Source organism: Cognatishimia sp. (assembly GCF_964229375.1).
GTDB lineage: Bacteria > Pseudomonadota > Alphaproteobacteria > Rhodobacterales > Rhodobacteraceae > Cognatishimia.
Genome location: NZ_CAXREH010000056.1, coordinates 14,789 through 30,716, shown reverse-complemented (window position 1 = coordinate 30,716; position 15,928 = coordinate 14,789). Strand labels below are relative to the sequence as shown.

Below are 15,928 nucleotides of genomic sequence, written 5' to 3'. Positions count from 1 at the left end.
ACAGCGGAACAGAAAGTTTCGTTGCAATCGCGCAATGGCATTCGCAACGCCCATCTCGCCAAAGCGATCGCCATCATGAAAGAGGGGCTCGAAGAGCCTGTATCGCCAACGATCATTGCCGAAGAGTTGGGGATTTCAACCCGCCAACTGGAGCGGTTGTTTGGCAAGTTTCTGAATACGTCACCCAAGAAATACTACATGGAGCTGCGACTGGACAAAGCGCGCAATCTTTTGGTGCAGACGGATCAGTCAATCACCGATGTGGCGTTGGCATGTGGCTTTGACAACTCGGGCCATTTCTCGCGGGCGTATCGCACGGCCTTTGGTCATGCGCCCAGCCAGCAGAAATCCAAATTGACCTAGGTTTCGCGCGTCTGCACCTGCGCGCTTTGCGTCGGTTGCAGCACAAAAGCGTGCAGTTGCACTAGCTTTCCTCTCGATGACCGCTTAGGCACGCCGCATGAGTGACTCTGTACTTTTTGCCGTTTGCCCTCCGGGACTGGAAGATATCCTGCACGCCGAAATCGTCTCGCAGGGATGGTCTCAGGCGTCAGTTGTTGCGGGCGGTGTCGAGTTTCAGGGTGGCTGGCAGGACGTGTGGCGCGCCAATATCGTGTTACGCGGGGCTACGCGGATCCTGGTGCGTTTGGGGTCTTTTCGCGCGTTCCACCTTGCCCAGCTGGACAAGCGCGCGCGCAAGTTTGAGTGGGGGCATTTCCTGCGCCCAGATGTGCCCGTGAAAGCCGAAGTGACCAGTCGTCGGTCCAAAATCTATCATGCGGGTGCTGCCAAACAACGTATCGAACGCGCGATTTCGGAAACGCTTGGCGCACCGATTGGCGGCGAAGACGCGGTGGTTTTGAAAGTTCGGATCGAGGACGATCTGGTCACCATCAGCTTGGACAGCTCGGGCGAAAGCCTGCACAAGCGGGGCCACAAAGAGGCAGTGGGCAAAGCGCCAATCCGCGAAACTCTGGCGGCTTTGTTCATGCGCGCGTGTGGCTTTGACGGATCTGAAAACCTGCTCGACCCCATGTGCGGATCAGGCACATTCCCAATTGAGGCCGCAGAATGGGCCGCAGGTCTTGCCCCCGGCCGGGCGCGCGGATTTGCTTTTGAGCAGCTCGCGACATATGAGGCCGACAACTGCGCAGACCTGCGCAAGTCTGCGCAATCCGAAACACCTCTGCGCTTTTTCGGGTCGGATCGAAATGCAGGCGCTGTTCAGATGGCCCAAGCCAACGCTAAGCGCGCCGGTGTTCAGGCGATAACGTCTTTTTCTCAGGCGGCCATCAGCGACGCTATCCGGCCGGACTGTGCACCGGGGCTGATCATGATCAACCCGCCTTATGGTGGACGGATCGGCAATAAAAAGCTGTTGTTTGGTCTGTATGGGGCCATGGGCCAGCGGCTGAAAGAGCAGTTTCAGGGCTGGCGTGTGGGGATCGTCACCTCAGACACCAGCCTTGCGCGCGCAACCGGTTTGCCAAAGCTGACCAACGGCGCGCCGATCCCGCATGGTGGCCTTAAGGTGCGCCTGTTTCAGTCACAACTTTAGGCGCGATCTGGAGCGTCAGGCACGCGACTCACCACTCAAAGCAAACCGCTTGATCGTGTGAAACTGCCCGTCTTCGGCCTCGCCAGCCAGCGTCAACTCGCGAATCTCAAACGGGGTCGGCAGATGCGGCGCGACGGCGGCGGTCAGGATTTCCCTAAGGTGCGCGATCTCAGATTTCGGCATTTTTCCCGTAAGCGTCATGTGAAAATGAAACGCGTCCATGACATAGGGATAGCCCCAGCGCAGGAGGTTTTCTTCCTGAGCAGGCGATAGGTTTGCGGCGCGGCGTCGGGCCAATTCTGAGTCGGTCTGAGGCCCGCGGAAAGGATCAAATGCCCGCACGACAGAGGCTGCAAGTGCGGCCAGCTCTGTTTCGTCCCCAACCGGTGTCAGCGCCAAGAACCGTCCGATTTGCGAAAGGCGCAAGCCGTCCAGCGTGACGGGTTTCAAGGTTGCGCAAATCTTTTCGCACGCTTCCATAAGTCCTTCAAAACTGTGGTCTTTCGCCAGTCGAAACGGAGGTTTGAGCGTTGCATGAAACCCGTATTTGCGCGGTGTTTCGGTGATTTGAGCGACCGGAGTGTCCAAACCAGCGAGCTCGGGATGTGCCACAGCTTTCCCGCTGTCCAGATCCCAGCCAAGCCATGCGGATCCGAAAGTTGCCAAGGCGCCCTGCGGCGGGCTGTAATAGATCGCATAGCGTTTGAATGTCATGGGGGCCTCGTCGTTTTTATCGCGGTCTTTTGTCTGATTTGCATGACATAGGCATGACGGTGCGTCAAAGCATGTGCTTGCAATTTTATGTCGGCCTTGCTAGCCCATGCCCATCCGTTGGGGTGCCTTGAGAAAGGCTGAGAGGTCATTGACTAACCCATCGAACCTGATCCGGGGTCAGTACCGGCGTAGGAAACGGAAACATGTTGATCGCGGCCAGCCCGCCCCCCGTTTCCCCCTACGCGCCAGCAGACCTCAAGACGAATGGAGGATGTGCGATGGTGCGCGCAGCGATGACAATTGCGGGATCTGACAGCGGCGGTGGCGCCGGTATTCAGGCTGATCTCAAGACCTTTTCCGCTCTCGGAGTTTTTGGAACCTCTGCGATCACCGCCATCACGGCGCAGAACACCGTGGATGTGACCGCCGTGGAGATCCTGCCCAACGAGATCATTGCAGCCCAAATCGCAGCGGTGCTGGATGATATCGACATTCATGCCATCAAGATCGGCATGCTTGGCTCGCCCGCGTTGATCGAAACAGTTGCGCGCGCGCTCGAAGGCTTTGATGGACCGGTTGTGCTTGATCCGGTGATGCTGTCGAAATCCGGGGTCGCTTTGCTGCCAGATGATGCGGTGGATGCACTGGTGTCGATTTTGGTGCCCCGCGCAACTGTCATCACGCCAAACCTGCCAGAAGCCGCGCGCATTCTGTCAGAAGCTGTGCCCAGCGATGATGTAGAGACGCGCGCACAAGGACACCGGATTTTGGATCTTGGGGCCAAGGCCGTCGTGATGAAAGGCGGACATGCCGAGGGCGCGATCTGTAAGGACTGGCTGGTCACACAGGATGCGGAACAGGCGTTTGAAGCACCCCGTATCCAGACGCGCAACACGCATGGCACCGGCTGTTCCATGTCATCGGCCATCGCCGCAGAACTGGCCAAGGGCGCAGATTTGCCCGCGGCTGTTCAAACAGCGCATGGCTGGTTGCATCAGGCGATCCGGGCCGCAGATGACATTGACGTGGGCAAGGGCCATGGCCCTGTTCACCACTTTCACGCGCTTTGGGCATGAGCGCTGACTTCACCATAAAAGGCGCCGGGGTGGCCGGGCTTTGCGTGGCAACCGAGCTTGCCCGGCGCGGGGCACGGGTGCGTGTGTTGGACCCAAATGGGGCACCGGGCGCGCATGGCTGCAGCTGGTGGGCAGGCGGCATGCTCGCGCCGGATTGCGAGGGCGAAGTCGCCGAGGAACCCGTTGTGCGATTGGGTCGCGAGGCCGCCGCGTGGTGGCAGGCGCAAGGCGTTGAGGTCACTTACAAAGGCTCGCTGGTTCTGGCCTTGGGGCGCGATCGGCAAGAGCTGGATCGCTTTGCGCGGCGGACGGAAAACCACCGTTTGTTGGACCGAGATGCGCTTGCCGAGCTTGAGCCTGATCTGGGCGAGCGGTTTGGCCGTGCGCTGTTCATGGACGCCGAAGCGCATCTGAACCCGCGCGCAGCCCTGGCGGACTTGGTGACCTTATTAAGCGAGCAGGGCATAGAGATTTCGACCGGAGCCACCGAAGGGCAGGTGATTGATTGCCGAGGGCTTGGCGCCCGCGACAGCCTGACGGACCTGCGTGGCGTGAAAGGGGAAATGGTTGTCCTGCGGGCACCAGATGTGTCGTTTGATCGCCCGATCCGACTGCTGCACCCGAGGTTCCCGCTCTATATTGTCCCGCGCGGTGACGGCGTTTTCATGCTGGGGGCCACCCAGCTGGAAAGCGGCGAACGCACTCGGGCCACGGTGCGCTCTGTGATGGAGCTTTTGAACACGGCCTATGCTCTGCACCCGGCCTTTGGCGAAGCGGAACTGCTGGAAATTGGCGTCGATGCCCGCCCAGCGTTTCCCGACAACCTGCCCAGGATCACGTCTTTGAACGGTACGCTTTATGTGAACGGGCTGTTTCGGCACGGGTATTTACTGGCTCCGGCCATGGCCAAAATGTTGGCCGATTATGTTTTGGACGGCAACACGCCGGAACTTTGGAAGGACACGGCATGAAGATCATAGTGAACGGCGAGCCCCGTGAGGTGGTCGCAGACACACTGGCCGAAGCCTTGGACGCGCTTGGGCTTGGCGAGGCGAAAGTTGCCACCGCAGTGAACGAGGATTTCGTGCCAGCCACATTGCGCGGCGGACACCGGCTTGTGGAAGGCGACCGCGTTGAAATCGTCGCACCGCGGCAAGGAGGTTAAGGATGCCAGTCTTTTACGGAACAGAGATTGCCTCGCGCATGATGCTGGGCACGGCGCAATATCCCTCACCCGCAATCCTGGCGGACGCGTTTCGCCGCTCGCGCGCTGGGATCGCCACGGTCTCCGTGCGGCGTGAGGCGGGGGAAGATCAGGCAGGGCAGGCGTTCTGGGATCTGATCAAAGAGCTGAACGTCGCGCTGTTGCCCAACACGGCTGGGTGCCATTCCGTCCGCGAAGCGGTGACCACGGCGCATATGGCGCGCGAGCTGTTTGACACCAAGTGGATCAAGCTTGAGGTCATCGGGCACGCCGATACGCTTCAGCCTGACCCCTTCGGTCTTGTCGAGGCGGCGCGTATTCTGACCGAAGACGGGTTTCAGGTGTTTCCCTATTGCACCGAAGATCTGGTGTTGTGCGACCGCCTGTTGGATGCAGGTTGCGAGGTTCTGATGCCTTGGGGCGCGCCGATTGGAACCGGATTGGGCCTGAACAACGTCTATGGTTTGCGGTCTTTGCGGGCGCATTACCCAGATGTGCCGCTGGTTGTGGACGCAGGCCTTGGCGTGCCAAGCCAAGCCGCGCAAGCCATTGAGATGGGCTATGATGCAGTCTTGCTGAACACGGCTGTCGCCAAAGCAGGGGATCCTGCCGCCATGGCCGAAGGCTTTGCGCTTGCGGTCGAAGCGGGTGCACTGGCAGCGCAGGCCGACCCGATGGAGCCACGTGATATGGCAGCCCCATCCACGCCGGTGCTTGGAAAGGCGTTCCTGTGATGACACTGCCGTCCTTTTATCCAATTTTTGACAACGTCGCCTGGATCGAGCGCTTGGTGCCTCTTGGGATCAAGCTGGTTCAATTGCGGATCAAAGATCAGCCAGAGGCCGTGATCCGCGACCAGATCCTGAAGGCCAAGGACATATGCAAGGCACAGGACTGTGCCCTGGTCATCAATGACTATTGGCAGTTGGCGATCGAACTCAATTGTGACTGGGTGCACCTTGGGCAAGAGGATCTTGATGACGCCGATGTTGCGGCGATCAAGGCGGCGGGCCTGAAGCTGGGGCTGTCCACACACGACGGTCCAGAGCTTGACCGCGCTTTGGCGCAGGCGCCTGACTATGTGGCCCTAGGCCCTGTCTATCCGACGATCCTGAAAAAGATGAAATGGCATCAGCAGGGATTGGGGAAAGTGACCGAATGGAAGGCTCTTGTCGGGGATGTTCCTTTGGTTGCGATCGGTGGCATGTCTGTTGAACGCGCACCCGGTGCGTTTGAGGCTGGCGCGGATATTGTTTCGGCCGTCACGGACATCACGCTTAACCCAGACCCGGAAGCACGCATCAAAGCCTGGCTCGAGGTCTGCCCATGAGGTCTGAACCAAACCGATACGCCCGCCAATCCGCAGTGCCCGCGTTTGGCACCCGAGGAACCGAGGCCCTGCGCAACGCGCGCGTTCTGGTGATTGGGGCCGGCGGTCTCGCGGCACCTGTGTTGCAGTATCTTGTGGGGGCAGGTGTGGGATTTATCCGGCTGGTTGACCCTGATCGCATCGATCTGACCAATCTGCACCGCCAAACCCTGTTTCGCGAAGATGATATCGGCGCGCCCAAGGTGACGGCGGCGGCCGCGCATATGGGGACGCTGAATACGGACGTTGAAATAGAACCCGTCAAAGCGGCTTTTGACCCTGCATTGGCGCAAAAGATGTGTGGCGACGTGGATCTGGTGCTGGATTGCGCAGACAGTTTCGCCGCCAGCTATGCCGCCAGCGATCATTGTCTTGAGGCGGGCCTGCCGCTGATCAGCGCATCTGTCGTTGGGCTCGAAGGCTATTGCGGTGGGTTCTGCGCCAATGCGCCGTCCTTGCGTGCGCTGTTTCCCGATCTGCCTGAAACGCTTGGCAGTTGCGACACAGACGGCGTCTTGGGGCCAGCGGTGGGCGTGATTGGCAGCTTGCAAGCACAGATGGCGGTTGCGGTTCTGACAAAGGCTGCGCCCAGCCCGCTTGGGCAGCTGGTCCGCTATGACGCGCAGGCCATGCGGTTCAGCCAGTTCCGGTTTGATACGGCACCCGAGCCGACATTGGGTCACCGCTTCATTGGCAACCAAGACATCAGCCCGATTGACTATGTCATTGATCTGCGGGCCGAGGGCGAACCCGGTCCAGACATTCACGCGATGGAGCGCAGCACGGCGCAGCACCTGGCCGAAAACGGCGCGCCAAAGGCGGCGGATGGCCACCGGATCGTATTGGCCTGCCGCTCTGGTCAGCGGGCATGGCGCGCGGCAGATGCCCTCGCGAAACACGGACACACACATGTTGCACTGATTGCTTTGGGCAGCGGTGCGGACAGTTAAACAGGAGAAGAGACTATGAAAAGACTTTTGATGGCGGCGGCCTTTCTGACCGCAACGCCTGCGTTCGCAGAAGACAAGATGACGCTTTTGCTTGATTGGTTTGTAAACCCCGATCACGGCCCGATCCTTGTGGCGCAAGAGCTGGGGTATTTCGCGGATCAGGGTCTGGACGTTGAAGTGATTGCACCCGCCGATCCTGCCGATCCACCAAAACTGGTTGCTGCGGGCAAAGCAGATCTGGCGATTTCTTATCAGCCGTCCCTGCACCTTCAGGTCTCTGAAGGCCTGCCACTCAAGCGCGTCGGCACCCTGGTTGCGACCCCGTTGAACTGCCTTCTGGTTCTGGAAGATGGCCCAATCAAAACCCCGGCTGACCTCAAAGGCGGCAAGATCGGCTTCTCTGTTGCAGGTGTTGAAGAGGCGCTGTTGCACGCAGTTCTGGGCAAATACGACGTCAGCGTTGACGAAGTTGAGCTGGTTAATGTGAACTGGTCGCTGTCTCCGTCCCTGATGTCAGGTCAGGTGGATGCCGTCATCGGTGCTTATCGCAACTTTGAACTGAACCAGATGGAAATCGAAGAAGTTCCGGGCAAGTGTTTCTTCATCGAAGAAGAAGGCGTGCCGACCTATGACGAGCTGATCTATGTGGCAAATCCTGAAACCATGGATGTCGACAAGGTCCGTCGCTTCCTGCGCGCAACCGAGCTGGCGACGCAGTATATCGTGAACCATCCTGAGAAAAGCTGGGAGATCTTTGCGTCCACGTCGCCAGAGCTGCAGGACCGCCTGAACGAGATGGCATGGGTTGATACACTGCCACGCTTTGCTCTGCGTCCAGAGGCGCTGGATGAAGGCCGCTATACACGGTTTGAGCAGTTCCTTGCGGATGCAGGTCTGGTTGACGGCACGCGCCCGGTTGCTGATCTGGCGATCGATCTGGGGGCGGAATGAGCTACGGATCCATTTTTCCGAAATGGCGTGATGCGGCGGGTCAGAATTGGCCCGCCTACACCGATCATGCCTTTGTCCAGGGCCTAAAGGACGGCTCGCTGCCGCGCGAGGCTTTTCTGCATTACTTGGTGCAGGACTATGTGTTTTTGATCCACTTCTCGCGGGCCTGGGCGCTGGCGATCACCAAGGCGGAAACACCCGAGGAAATGCGCCTGTGTGCTGGCACTGTGAATGCGTTGATCAATGAAGAGATCGCGTTGCACATCAAAACATGCGCCGAAGCGGGCATTTCCGAAGAAACTCTGTTTGCGGCCGAAGAACGCCCGGAAAATCTGGCGTATACGCGGTATGTGCTGGATGCAGGGCATTCGGGGGATTTTCTGGATCTGATGGCGGCGCTTGCGCCTTGTGTGATGGGCTATGGCGAAATTGGCGCCCGTCTGATCAAGGATCATGCACCGGATTATGCAGATTGGATCACCACCTATGGAACCGCCGAATATCAAAGCGTCTGCGAAGATGTCGGCGCATTGATTGATGCCGCCGTTGCGCGCCGTTTGGGGAATGCGCCGGAACAAAGCCCGCGCTGGGCGCGCTTGTGCCAGCATTTCACCATGGCGACAAAGCTCGAGGTCAGCTTTTGGGATATGGGTCTGGATCCATGACGACGGCTCCGACCCTTTATCTGTCCGGTTCAGCCTCGTTTCAGCAGACCCCTGTGTTTACTGGACTGGATCTGAACATCCGGGCAGGGGAATGGACCTGTCTTCTTGGGTCCAGTGGGGTCGGAAAATCGACCATTCTCAAGCTGTTTGCGGGGCTGGCCGATCAGGTGCAGTTTGACGGCACACTTGGCGCGGATGGATGTGTGCTGGACGGTCACGTCGCGCTGATGGCGCAGGACGATCTGTTGATGCCCTGGCTGACAGCGCTTGAAAACGTCTTGCTGGGTGCAAGGCTGCGCGGAGAGACCCCTGACGTTGCCCGTGCCAAGGACGTTCTTGCGCGGGTCGGTTTGGCCGACAAATCGGCGCAGACTCCATCCGAATTGTCGGGCGGACAGCGTCAGCGCGTGGCCCTTGCACGAACCCTTATGGAAGACCGCCCGATTGTGCTGTTGGATGAGCCGTTTTCAGCACTGGACGCCAAGACGCGCGCCCAGATGCAGGATCTGGCCTGCGAGCTTTTGGCCGGTCGCACAGTGTTGCTGGTGACTCACGACCCGGCCGAGGCCGCGCGTTTGGGGCATAAAATTGTGCTGATGACGCACCACGGCTCGCGCGAGATTACCCCTCCGACATCAAAGGCACCGCGATTGGGGACAGACCCCGACGTGCTGCGAGCACAGGGCGAGCTTTTGGCCCTGTTGTGTGAAGACGACCCCGAAAAATGAGACCTGACATGCGCGCAACCGAATTTTTGCAATCCCAGACCCAAGCGGACTGGTCTGCTGCGACCACTCACGCCTTCACCAATGCTCTGGTGGACGGCAGCCTGGATGCTGACAAGATGATTGGCTATCTGCAGCAGGATTATCTCTTCATCGAGGATTTCGTCCGCCTGCTGGCCTCGGCGATCGCGCACGCGCCCTCGTTGGCCGACGCGGTGCCAGCGGCGCAATTCCTTGGCGTGATTACAGGGCCGGAAAATACCTATTTTCTGCGCAGCTTTGAAGCGCTAGAGGCCAAGACCGACGCGCCAGCCGCACAGGAAACCACGGCTTTTCTGAACCTGATGCGCAAGGCACGCGCCTCTGGCCGTTATGAAATCATGCTTTCGGTTCTTGTGGTTGCGGAGTGGGTCTATCTGGACTGGGCGCAGCCCTTTGAAGATCGCGCCGAGGGCCTGCCCTTTTGGTTTGGCGAGTGGATCACATTGCATTGTGGCCCCGGGTTCGAGGGTGTCGTGTCTTATTTGCGCGGCCAGTTGGATCAATGCTGGGAGGGGCTGTCTGACGCGGCGAAGCAAGACGTGGTTGATACGTTTACGGCCGCGGTTGCCTGTGAGCGCGATTTCTTTGACGCGGCCTGGGCCGGGTTTGAGGTTGCCACATGAAACCCTGGCAGGCTGGCATAGGTTCGACCCTGCTGGGGTTGGCCATTTGGCAAGCGGTTGTCTGGTTGGGTGATCTGCCGAAGTTCATTTTGCCAAGCCCGGGTCTGGTGGCGGAAACCCTGTGGAATAGCCGTGCGGTGATTTCTGAAAACGCTGTGGTGACCTTAAGCGAAGTTCTGGTCGGTCTGGTCTTGGGTGCCATTCTGGGCGGCCTGTCAGCGATTGGGTTGGCCGCATCGCCCATGGCACGCGCCTTGGTGCGGCCCATGTTGGTGTTCAGTCAGGCCGTTCCCGTCTTTGCGCTGGCACCGATTTTGACGCTCTGGCTGGGGTATGGGCTGTGGTCCAAAGTCGCGATGGCGTTGATCATCATCTATTTTCCCGTCACCTCGTCGTTCTTTGATGCTTTGATGCGCACCAATACAGATTGGTTGGGATTGGCGCGGGTGATGCGGGCCACGCCAGCGCGCATCATGTGGCATATTCGCATTCCTTCGGCCTTGCCGGGCTTTGCATCGGGGCTGCGTCTGGCTGCAGTCTATGCGCCGATCGGTGCGATCATTGGCGAATGGGTCGGAGCCTCAAAGGGGCTGGGGTATTTGATGCTGTTGGCCAACGGGCGGGCCAAGATCGATCTGATGTTTGCATCCCTGATTGTGCTGGCGATTTTGACTCTGTGCCTGCACGCCTTGGTCGATCAGTTCTGTCGCAGGTTTCTGGATCGCAGCCCATAGGACCGGGGCGCTGCCCCGGACCCCGGGATATTTGAAGCAAGAGAAAGCCTAGCTGAGGCGTCCGTAGAATGTCATGCGCGCGCTTTCCGACAGTTCGACGCCGGGCTGTGAGTTATAGGCCAGAACCGCCAGCATGCGCGTTGTGTCGCTTTCATTTGGCGAAACACGGTGGATGGAATTGCGTCCACGGAACAAAACCAGCGCGCCGGCCTCCATCGATAGGACGTCTGGTGTGGTCTTGGCGTCCAACAGATCCGCAACACCCGCATAGTTCATCTCTCCGGCATCCGCATCTCGCAGGTCTTTGATGTATTCAAAGCGGCTGCCTGCTTTGGCTTTCTGGATCAGCAGGGTGATTGCGAAGGAGGAGTTGTCAAAATGCCAGCCCAATTCCTGTCCGCGTTCTGCGTAGTGAATGTTGATAGAGGACAGCGGATCCGCATAGGCGTGCAGTTCGCGCTCGCCGGTGACATGTTTCACAAAACTGCGAAACTCCGGCGCGTCATAAAGGGCGCGTAGGGGCGAGGCTTGCTCGACCTCGTCGTCGCAGATGCAGCCCTTGGAGGAGACTACCTGCCGATTGGCCGGATGGTTGGCGTCGAAGGCCTCATTTGGTGGGGTCAGATAGACAGAGTGGTTTTGGGCGCAGAAATAGGCGTTGGCATGGCCCTTTTCGGCTTCGGCCTGCAGGGTTTGAAGGGCGTCGGGCAGGATGAAATCCGCAAGCACCAGAACGCCGTTTTGATCCAGCTGTGCTTGGCATTCGGTCAGGAATTCTGGGTTGGAAAGAGGGAATTTTTGCGTATCGATGATTGCTGACAAAGACATGGCGCACCTTTAGTTGATCTGCCGCACATCTTGTCGCAAGGGCTGTGTGATTGCACGCAAAATTCCCGCGTCTTGCGCCAATTTTTGCGAACAAAAAAGGCCGGGATCACAGTTGATCCCGGCCTTAATTTTCAATGTGCGTGATTGGGTTTATCCGATCGCCGCCGCTTTCACATCGTTGTCGATGAAGGGCAGATATTGTTCGAAGTTGTCGCTGAACATCTGCACCAGTTTCGCGGCCTGTGCGTCATAGGCGTCTTTGTCGTCCCATGTGCGGCGCGGGTCCAGCAACAGCTCTGCAACCCCTGGCACCTGCACAGGAACATCAAAACCAAAGTTGGCGTCCTTGCGGAACTCGGCTTCGGCCAGCGAGCCGTCCAGTGCCGCTGTCAGAAGGGCGCGCGTGGCGCGGATCGGCATACGCGAACCTGTGCCGTAGGCGCCTCCGGTCCAGCCGGTGTTCACCAACCAGCAGGTCGCGCCATGACGGGCGATTTTTTCGCGCAAGAGGTTGCCATAGACTTCGGGGCGCCGTGGCATGAACGGCGCGCCAAAACAGGTCGAGAATGTTGGCTCAGGCTCGGTCACGCCCCGCTCGGTGCCGGCCACTTTGGAGGTGAAGCCTGACAGGAAGTGATACATCGCCTGCGCCGGTGTCAGCCGCGCGATCGGAGGCAGGACGCCAAAGGCGTCGCAGGTCAGCATGATGATGTTTTTCGGATGCCCGCCCATCGCGCTTTCAGACGCGTTGGAAATATAGTGCAGCGGGTACGCGCAGCGCGTGTTCGCCGACAGGCTGTCGTCGTTAAAGTCCAGCTCTTTGGTATCTGGATCAAACACCATGTTTTCGATCACGGTGCCGAATTTCGTGGTGGTGGCATAGATCTCCGGTTCTGCTTCCGCCGACAGGTTGATCGTCTTGGCATAGCAGCCGCCTTCGAAGTTGAAGGTGCCTTGATCGGACCAGCCATGTTCGTCATCGCCAATCAACACGCGGTCGGGATCAGCCGATAGGGTGGTTTTGCCGGTGCCGGACAGACCAAAGAAAACGGCCGCATCCACAGGGTTATTCTTGGCGTGGTTGGCCGAGCAGTGCATCGGCATGATGCCTTTTTCGGGCAACAGATAGTTCAGCAGTGTGAAGACCGATTTCTTGTTCTCGCCGGCATATTCGGTGCCGCAGATCAGGATCAGCTTGCGATCAAAGTTCAGCGCAATCACGGTTTCCGAGCGACAACCGTGTTTTGCGGGATCGGCCTTGAAGCTTGGGCAGTTGATGACGGTGAAATCGGCTGTGAAATCATCCAGATCTTCGCGGTCCGGACGACGCAGCATGGTGCGGATGAACAACCCGTGCCACGCCAGTTCCGTCACCATACGCACATTGATAGAATGACGCGGGTCCGCGCCACCGACCAGATCCTGCACAAAATACTCTTTGCCCTTCATATGGGCCTGCATGTCCTCGTATAGGGTATCAAAGGCCGCCACTTCCATCGGGGGATTGCTTTCCCACCAGATGGTGTCGACAACAGAGTCAGATTTTACGACAAATTTGTCTTTCGGCGAGCGTCCGGTGAATTTGCCGGTCGACGTCAGAAACGCGCCGCCTTGGCCCAAAGTGCCTTCATCGCGCGCCAGAGCGGATTCGATCAGGGCTGGTTCTAGATAGTTATAATAGACATTCCCCAGACCTTCGATACCTTGATCCTCGAGGCGGAATTGCGGGTTTACCCGTCCAAATGTCATCTGTCAGCTCCTGTATCCGCGCAATTGGCGGTGGATTAAAGTGGTATGCGGCATACTTTTGGCCGCGGTTGCACGCACCCTGAAACGGCGGCGCAACTCGCTCTTATCATGCCGTTTTAGGATATGAACAGGGCGCAAACGGGTCGTTAGCGCAATCAGCGTCATGTTATCGCAAACGCTTCGAAACATTAGGAAACCATCGGAAACCATTAGCGCCAGATTAACACTTTTGCCAAAAAATTGAGCCCTCATCGGGGTGATTCGTGGTTTGGGATTGATTGATTGGCCAAAAAAGGCCCATAATACGGAAAAAAATAGGCACAAAGAGCAGTATAAGGAATAATCCGATGTCCAAGATTGCCTTGGTGGATGACGACAGGAATATCCTGACGTCCGTATCCATGACTCTTGAAGCAGAAGGCTTTGAGGTCGAAACGTATAATGATGGCCAGCAAGCGCTGGATGCTTTTAATCGCAAATTGCCCGATATGGCGGTGCTTGATATCAAGATGCCCCGTATGGATGGCATGGATCTGCTGCAGCGCCTGCGCCAGAAAACCACCATGCCTGTGATCTTCCTAACGTCTAAGGATGATGAGATTGACGAAGTGCTTGGCCTGCGTATGGGGGCGGATGACTACGTCAAAAAACCGTTTAGCCAGCGTCTGTTGGTCGAGCGCATCCGCACACTTCTGCGCCGTCAGGATGCCGAAAACGGTGTCGTGCCAGCTACGGAAACCGAAGAAACCAAAGTTCTTCAGCGCGGTGAGCTGACGATGGATCCTTTGCGTCATGCGGTGACCTGGAAAGGCAAGGATGTGACATTGACCGTCACTGAGTTCCTGCTGCTTCAGGCGCTCGCGCAGCGTCCGGGGTTCGTGAAATCGCGGGATCAGCTGATGGACGTGGCCTATGATGATCAGGTCTATGTCGACGACCGGACGATCGACAGCCATATCAAACGGCTTCGCAAAAAGATGCGCATGGCGGACTCAGAGTTCTCGGCAATTGAGACGCTCTATGGCATCGGCTATAGATATAACGAAGAGTAATGGCACTTGCCGAACAGATAAGCGTGGGACGCATGTCGCAAGGTCGCGAAGGGGAAGTCGTTCTCGGGGATGACTGGGTGGCCCCTGAAGCTACGGTGGAAAAAGAAATGCGCGGTCGCCGAGAGCGCCGGCGCATTCTGCCGTTGAGCCGTTCCCCACTGACACGCAAGATCATCACGTTTAACCTGATTGCATTGGTGATGCTGCTTGCCGGAGTTCTGTATCTGAACTCGGCGCGCGGTAACTTTGTTGAGGAACGCAAGGCAAGTCTGGCGAGCGGCGCGGATCTGATTTCCGGTGCTTTGCAAGTGCAGATGCCGTCCGGCGCGCCGGTAAACCTTGTGACCGGAGACGGTGTGGATGTCGGTGGGACGCTCGATAAAATGAGCCTGCGCGCGGGCGTTCAGGTGTTTGTGGTCGACACGTCAGGCAATTTGATTGCGGCCAAAGAAGGCCCTGAAGGCGTGGCAAGCGATGATGCGCCGGCGACGCCTTTGACCGATGCGATTGCTTGGGTTTGGTCTCAGGTCGCGGGCGGCGACGAAGATACGGCTATGGCCTCGAACCTTGAGGCACTGGCCATTGAATTCGCGGCAAGTGGCGAACCGCTCGCCACGCTGACCGCCGACAACGGCGAAAGCATCTATGCGGCTGCGGCCGATTTGCAGCATAACGGCACGCTGCTGGGCACAGTGATTATGACCAGCGCGGTTGGCGAAGTGGATCAGATCGTTCGCGGGCAACGCGAGCTGGTGTTGCAGATGTTTTTGATCGCGACGATTGTGTCCATCGGTCTATCGATGGTTCTGGCCTCGACGATTTCCAATCCGATCAGCGATCTGGCGGCGGCTGCGGAAATCGGCGGCGAAAAAGATGCGCGCAAAGCCAATCCTGGTCGCGTGCGCATTCCTGATTTGACAGCACGCCCCGACGAAATCGGCCGCCTCAGCGGTGCGCTGCGCGGCATGGTCGGCGCGCTGTATGAACGGATTGACGGCAACGAGCAGTTTGCAGCGGATGTTGCGCATGAAATCAAGAACCCTCTCGCCAGCCTGCGCTCGGCAGTAGGGTCTCTGCGCATGGTGAAGCGGGACGATCACCGTGAAAAACTGCTGAACGTGATTGACCACGACGTGCGTCGTCTGGACCGGCTGGTCAGCGACATTTCCAACGCATCGCGTTTGGACGCTGAGTTGGTGAAAGAGGAAGAAGAAGCCTTTAACCTGCTTGAGATGATCGACAATCTTGGCCAGTACCTGGGCGAAGATGCCAAAGGCAAAGGCATCGACTTTATCTCTGACCTTCCGCGTGATCCGATCGAGATCAATGGCCTCGAAGCGCGTCTGGCGCAGGTCTTTGTGAACTTGATCACCAATGCGATCAGTTTTTGCGAGGACGGCGACGCCATTCGGGTTTGGGCGCGTCAACGTCAGAACCGCGTTCTGGTGGTGGTCGAAGACACCGGCCCCGGCATCCCAGAAGAGGCCTTGGGCAAGATCTTTAACCGGTTCTATTCACAACGCCCAGCAGATGACTTTGGCAACAACTCGGGCCTTGGTCTGGCGATTTCCAAACAGATCGTCGAGGCGCATGGCGGTGTGATCTGGGCCGAGAATATTCGCCCAACAGATGCTGACATCACGTCAGAGCCTCTGGGCGCGCGGTTTGTTGTCGGTCTGCCTGTCTGA

Annotated in this window: 18 protein-coding genes and 1 riboswitch; of the genes, 15 read left to right on the top strand and 3 right to left on the bottom strand. The window is 58.3% G+C overall.

Annotation, left to right across the window (positions count from 1 at the left end):
• A partial coding sequence (locus ACEQWH_RS04360) for a helix-turn-helix domain-containing protein (protein WP_370228494.1) occupies nt 1-363 on the top strand: 363 nt, incomplete at its 5' end.
• A 97-nt stretch (nt 364-460) separates the two neighbouring features.
• The gene (locus ACEQWH_RS04355) at nt 461-1,558 is read left to right on the top strand and encodes a class I SAM-dependent RNA methyltransferase (protein WP_370228493.1); all 1,098 of its coding nucleotides are present in this window, start codon (nt 461-463) and stop codon (nt 1,556-1,558) included.
• Between the two features lie 15 nt (nt 1,559-1,573).
• Here ACEQWH_RS04355 and ACEQWH_RS04350 read toward each other — a convergent pair whose 3' ends face one another.
• Nucleotides 1,574-2,272: a DUF1045 domain-containing protein gene (locus ACEQWH_RS04350; protein WP_370228492.1), complete on the bottom strand. Its 699-nt coding sequence runs from the start codon at nt 2,270-2,272 to the stop codon at nt 1,574-1,576.
• Nucleotides 2,273-2,380: 108 nt separating this feature from the next.
• Nucleotides 2,381-2,484, top strand: a riboswitch (TPP riboswitch).
• A 66-nt stretch (nt 2,485-2,550) separates the two neighbouring features.
• Here ACEQWH_RS04350 and thiD point away from each other — a divergent pair.
• From thiD to ACEQWH_RS04295, 11 genes are read left to right on the top strand one after another with little or no spacing between them, the layout of a single operon-like run.
• The gene (gene thiD / locus ACEQWH_RS04345) at nt 2,551-3,348 is read left to right on the top strand and encodes a bifunctional hydroxymethylpyrimidine kinase/phosphomethylpyrimidine kinase (protein ID WP_370228495.1); all 798 of its coding nucleotides are present in this window, start codon (nt 2,551-2,553) and stop codon (nt 3,346-3,348) included.
• Nucleotides 3,345-4,319 carry an FAD-dependent oxidoreductase gene (locus ACEQWH_RS04340; protein ID WP_370228491.1) on the top strand — a complete coding sequence of 325 codons (975 nt, stop codon included), beginning with the start codon at nt 3,345-3,347 and terminating at the stop codon, nt 4,317-4,319. Before thiD ends, ACEQWH_RS04340 begins: the two co-directional genes overlap by 4 nt.
• Nucleotides 4,316-4,513 (top strand): sulfur carrier protein ThiS, encoded by a 198-nt coding sequence (gene thiS, locus ACEQWH_RS04335; RefSeq protein WP_370228490.1) that lies wholly within the window; start codon nt 4,316-4,318, stop codon nt 4,511-4,513. Before ACEQWH_RS04340 ends, thiS begins: the two co-directional genes overlap by 4 nt.
• A gap of 2 nt (nt 4,514-4,515) precedes the next feature.
• On the top strand, nt 4,516-5,286 hold the full coding sequence (locus ACEQWH_RS04330; protein WP_370228489.1) for a thiazole synthase: 771 nt from the start codon (nt 4,516-4,518) through the stop codon (nt 5,284-5,286).
• Nucleotides 5,286-5,882 (top strand): thiamine phosphate synthase, encoded by a 597-nt coding sequence (locus ACEQWH_RS04325; protein ID WP_370228488.1) that lies wholly within the window; start codon nt 5,286-5,288, stop codon nt 5,880-5,882. The genes ACEQWH_RS04330 and ACEQWH_RS04325 overlap by 1 nt, the downstream gene beginning before the upstream one ends.
• On the top strand, nt 5,879-6,871 hold the full coding sequence (locus ACEQWH_RS04320; RefSeq protein ID WP_370228487.1) for a ThiF family adenylyltransferase: 993 nt from the start codon (nt 5,879-5,881) through the stop codon (nt 6,869-6,871). Before ACEQWH_RS04325 ends, ACEQWH_RS04320 begins: the two co-directional genes overlap by 4 nt.
• 15 nt (nt 6,872-6,886) lie before the next feature.
• Nucleotides 6,887-7,822, top strand: a complete 936-nt coding sequence (locus ACEQWH_RS04315) for an ABC transporter substrate-binding protein (protein ID WP_370228486.1) — start codon at nt 6,887-6,889, stop codon at nt 7,820-7,822.
• Complete coding sequence (tenA, locus tag ACEQWH_RS04310; RefSeq protein WP_370228485.1) at nt 7,819-8,487, top strand: thiaminase II; 669 nt, start codon at nt 7,819-7,821, stop codon at nt 8,485-8,487. Before ACEQWH_RS04315 ends, tenA begins: the two co-directional genes overlap by 4 nt.
• The gene (locus ACEQWH_RS04305; RefSeq protein WP_370228484.1) at nt 8,484-9,215 is read left to right on the top strand and encodes an ABC transporter ATP-binding protein; all 732 of its coding nucleotides are present in this window, start codon (nt 8,484-8,486) and stop codon (nt 9,213-9,215) included. The genes tenA and ACEQWH_RS04305 overlap by 4 nt, the downstream gene beginning before the upstream one ends.
• 8 nt (nt 9,216-9,223) lie before the next feature.
• Nucleotides 9,224-9,877 (top strand): TenA family protein, encoded by a 654-nt coding sequence (locus tag ACEQWH_RS04300; RefSeq protein WP_370228483.1) that lies wholly within the window; start codon nt 9,224-9,226, stop codon nt 9,875-9,877.
• Complete coding sequence (locus tag ACEQWH_RS04295) at nt 9,874-10,611, top strand: ABC transporter permease (RefSeq protein WP_370228482.1); 738 nt, start codon at nt 9,874-9,876, stop codon at nt 10,609-10,611. Before ACEQWH_RS04300 ends, ACEQWH_RS04295 begins: the two co-directional genes overlap by 4 nt.
• Nucleotides 10,612-10,659: 48 nt before the next feature.
• On the opposite strand, the gene ACEQWH_RS04290 is transcribed toward ACEQWH_RS04295, so the two are convergent.
• Together ACEQWH_RS04290 and ACEQWH_RS04285 are read right to left on the bottom strand one after the other, a co-directional pair.
• Complete coding sequence (locus ACEQWH_RS04290; protein ID WP_370228481.1) at nt 10,660-11,439, bottom strand: 2OG-Fe(II) oxygenase; 780 nt, start codon at nt 11,437-11,439, stop codon at nt 10,660-10,662.
• A gap of 150 nt (nt 11,440-11,589) precedes the next feature.
• Nucleotides 11,590-13,188, bottom strand: coding sequence for a phosphoenolpyruvate carboxykinase (locus tag ACEQWH_RS04285; RefSeq protein ID WP_370228480.1), 1,599 nt, complete (start codon nt 13,186-13,188; stop codon nt 11,590-11,592).
• A 347-nt stretch (nt 13,189-13,535) separates the two neighbouring features.
• On the opposite strand from ACEQWH_RS04285, the gene ACEQWH_RS04280 reads away from it, so the two are divergent.
• Nucleotides 13,536-14,240, top strand: a complete 705-nt coding sequence (locus ACEQWH_RS04280) for a response regulator transcription factor (protein WP_370228479.1) — start codon at nt 13,536-13,538, stop codon at nt 14,238-14,240.
• Entirely contained in the window at nt 14,240-15,928 is a 1,689-nt protein-coding gene (locus tag ACEQWH_RS04275) for an ATP-binding protein (RefSeq protein ID WP_370228478.1), read from the top strand. The genes ACEQWH_RS04280 and ACEQWH_RS04275 overlap by 1 nt, the downstream gene beginning before the upstream one ends.

Bases quoted from the DNA above. Each gene is read 5' to 3' on its own strand.
- ACEQWH_RS04315 (WP_370228486.1), top strand. From the start codon at position 6,887: ATGAAAAGACTTTTGATGGCGGCGGCCTTTCTGACCGCAACGCCTGCG.
- thiS (WP_370228490.1), top strand. From the start codon at position 4,316: ATGAAGATCATAGTGAACGGCGAGCCCCGTGAGGTGGTCGCAGACACA.
- thiD (WP_370228495.1), top strand. From the start codon at position 2,551: ATGGTGCGCGCAGCGATGACAATTGCGGGATCTGACAGCGGCGGTGGC.
- ACEQWH_RS04305 (WP_370228484.1), top strand. From the start codon at position 8,484: ATGACGACGGCTCCGACCCTTTATCTGTCCGGTTCAGCCTCGTTTCAG.
- ACEQWH_RS04290 (WP_370228481.1), bottom strand. From the start codon at position 11,439: ATGTCTTTGTCAGCAATCATCGATACGCAAAAATTCCCTCTTTCCAAC.
- ACEQWH_RS04320 (WP_370228487.1), top strand. From the start codon at position 5,879: ATGAGGTCTGAACCAAACCGATACGCCCGCCAATCCGCAGTGCCCGCG.
- ACEQWH_RS04355 (WP_370228493.1), top strand. From the start codon at position 461: ATGAGTGACTCTGTACTTTTTGCCGTTTGCCCTCCGGGACTGGAAGAT.
- tenA (WP_370228485.1), top strand. From the start codon at position 7,819: ATGAGCTACGGATCCATTTTTCCGAAATGGCGTGATGCGGCGGGTCAG.
- ACEQWH_RS04300 (WP_370228483.1), top strand. From the start codon at position 9,224: ATGCGCGCAACCGAATTTTTGCAATCCCAGACCCAAGCGGACTGGTCT.
- ACEQWH_RS04285 (WP_370228480.1), bottom strand. From the start codon at position 13,188: ATGACATTTGGACGGGTAAACCCGCAATTCCGCCTCGAGGATCAAGGT.
- ACEQWH_RS04275 (WP_370228478.1), top strand. From the start codon at position 14,240: ATGGCACTTGCCGAACAGATAAGCGTGGGACGCATGTCGCAAGGTCGC.
- ACEQWH_RS04350 (WP_370228492.1), bottom strand. From the start codon at position 2,272: ATGACATTCAAACGCTATGCGATCTATTACAGCCCGCCGCAGGGCGCC.
- ACEQWH_RS04295 (WP_370228482.1), top strand. From the start codon at position 9,874: ATGAAACCCTGGCAGGCTGGCATAGGTTCGACCCTGCTGGGGTTGGCC.
- ACEQWH_RS04280 (WP_370228479.1), top strand. From the start codon at position 13,536: ATGTCCAAGATTGCCTTGGTGGATGACGACAGGAATATCCTGACGTCC.
- ACEQWH_RS04340 (WP_370228491.1), top strand. From the start codon at position 3,345: ATGAGCGCTGACTTCACCATAAAAGGCGCCGGGGTGGCCGGGCTTTGC.
- ACEQWH_RS04325 (WP_370228488.1), top strand. From the start codon at position 5,286: ATGACACTGCCGTCCTTTTATCCAATTTTTGACAACGTCGCCTGGATC.
- ACEQWH_RS04330 (WP_370228489.1), top strand. From the start codon at position 4,516: ATGCCAGTCTTTTACGGAACAGAGATTGCCTCGCGCATGATGCTGGGC.